The sequence below is a fragment of the Mesorhizobium sp. P2_A12 genome, from assembly GCF_056405075.1.
In genome coordinates this window covers 1-1566 of sequence record NZ_JBFUCU010000078.1, presented here as the reverse complement: position 1 = coordinate 1566, position 1566 = coordinate 1, and the positions used below count along the sequence as shown (strand labels likewise).

The window sequence follows — 1566 nt, the reverse complement described above, 5'->3', positions numbered from 1 at the left end:
CGACAGGCGATATCAACGCCAATGCGGGCGAGGTTCCGCTGAGCGCCAGCGAGGCGGTCTACAACGGCACGCTGGGCGGCAGCGTCGGCGGCGACGGCGCCGGTTCCAACGGTTTCTCGTTCGCGACGCTGAACGGCACCAACGGGACGGTCGGCCAGGAGAACGTCACCTACAGCTGGAACGCCGGCACCGACACGCTGACGGCGACGGGTCCGCGCGGGGGTCTGTTCACGGTGCATGTGACCGATCCGGCCACCGGCGCCTATACGGTGACGCTGCTCGACAACGTGCTTCAGGCCCAGGGCCCGAACGACGAGAACAATGCGACGGTCGGTCTCGGCTATGTGATCACCGATGCCGACGGCTCGACAGCACCCGGCACGCTGACCATCACCTTCAACGACGATGCTCCGACGGTCGCGCTGGCCGATGTGAAGCTGCCGTCGCTGAGCGTCGACGAGACGGATCTGACGACCAACGACACGCAGAGCTTTGCCAGCGCCTTCACGTCCAACTACGGCGCTGATGGCGCCGGCACGACCACCTATGCGCTGGGCTTCAATGCCGGCGTAACTGGGCTGATCGACACGGCGAGCGGCCAGGCGGTGGTGCTGAGCCTTGAGGCTGGCCAGGTGGTCGGCCGTGCAGGCGTCGGCGGCGTGATCGTGTTCACGGTCAGCACCGATGCGTCGGGCAATGTAACGCTCGACCAGCAGCGAGCGGTCGTCCATCCGACGACGGACCCGAACGAGCCGGTCAGCCTGAACGCCGACAATCTGGTGACGCTGACGGCAACGATCACCGACAAGGATGGCGATCATCAGTCGGCGACACTGAACATCGGCAACAACCTGACCTTCCTGGATGACGGCCCGTCGATCACGAGCGCGGTTGTCGGCAGTTCGGTGACGCTTGACGAGACCAACAACGGCTCGACGACGGACGGGGTGCTGAACCCGGCGCTGATGACGGCCACGAGCGCCGCGGCGATCGTGACGGTGACGTCGAGCTTTGGCGCCGAAGGGCGAYCATGCGATCACGCTGGTCCAGGTCGGATCGGCGATCGAGGGCCACTTCACGGATGCCGGCGGGACGCACACGGCGTTCACGGTGTCGATCGGCTCGGACGGCAAGCTGACGGTGGTGCAGAACGTCGCGCTGGAGCACCTGATCGATGGCGGTCCTGCGGCCTACAACGATGCGCTGACGCTGGCCGGCAAGATCGGCGTGACGGCGACGGTGACGGATGCGGATGGCGACACGGCGACGAGCGGCGTGATCAACGTCGGCGGCGCGGTSACCTTCCTGGACGACGGCCCGTCGATCACGAGCGCGGTTGTCGGCAGCTCGGTGACGCTTGACGAGACCAACAACGGCTCGACGACGGACGGGGTGCTGAACCCGGCGCTGATGACGGCAACGAGTGCGGCGGCGATCGTGACGGTGACGTCGAGCTTTGGCGCCGAYGGCGCCGGAACGACGGCCTATGCSTTGTCGGTGACGGATGCGAACTCCGGGCTGGCRACGGCRCAGGGCGAYCATGCGATCACGCTGGTCCAGGTAGGT

At 66.7% G+C, this 1566-nt stretch carries 1 protein-coding gene and 2 pseudogenes; all 3 read left to right on the top strand.

The genetic code is table 11. The features are described from left to right. Nucleotides 1-233: 233 nt before the first annotated feature. Nucleotides 234-785: pseudogene (locus AC1DZU_RS35550) on the top strand (DUF5801 repeats-in-toxin domain-containing protein); the annotation flags it as partial. A gap of 226 nt (nucleotides 786-1011) precedes the next feature. Beyond that, nucleotides 1012-1212 (top strand): annotated as a pseudogene (locus AC1DZU_RS35545) (DUF5801 repeats-in-toxin domain-containing protein); the annotation flags it as partial. A 138-nt stretch (nucleotides 1213-1350) separates the two neighbouring features. After that, nucleotides 1351-1566, top strand: a 216-nt coding sequence (locus AC1DZU_RS35540; protein WP_477292121.1) for a DUF5801 repeats-in-toxin domain-containing protein, incomplete at its 3' end; no start/stop codon positions are given.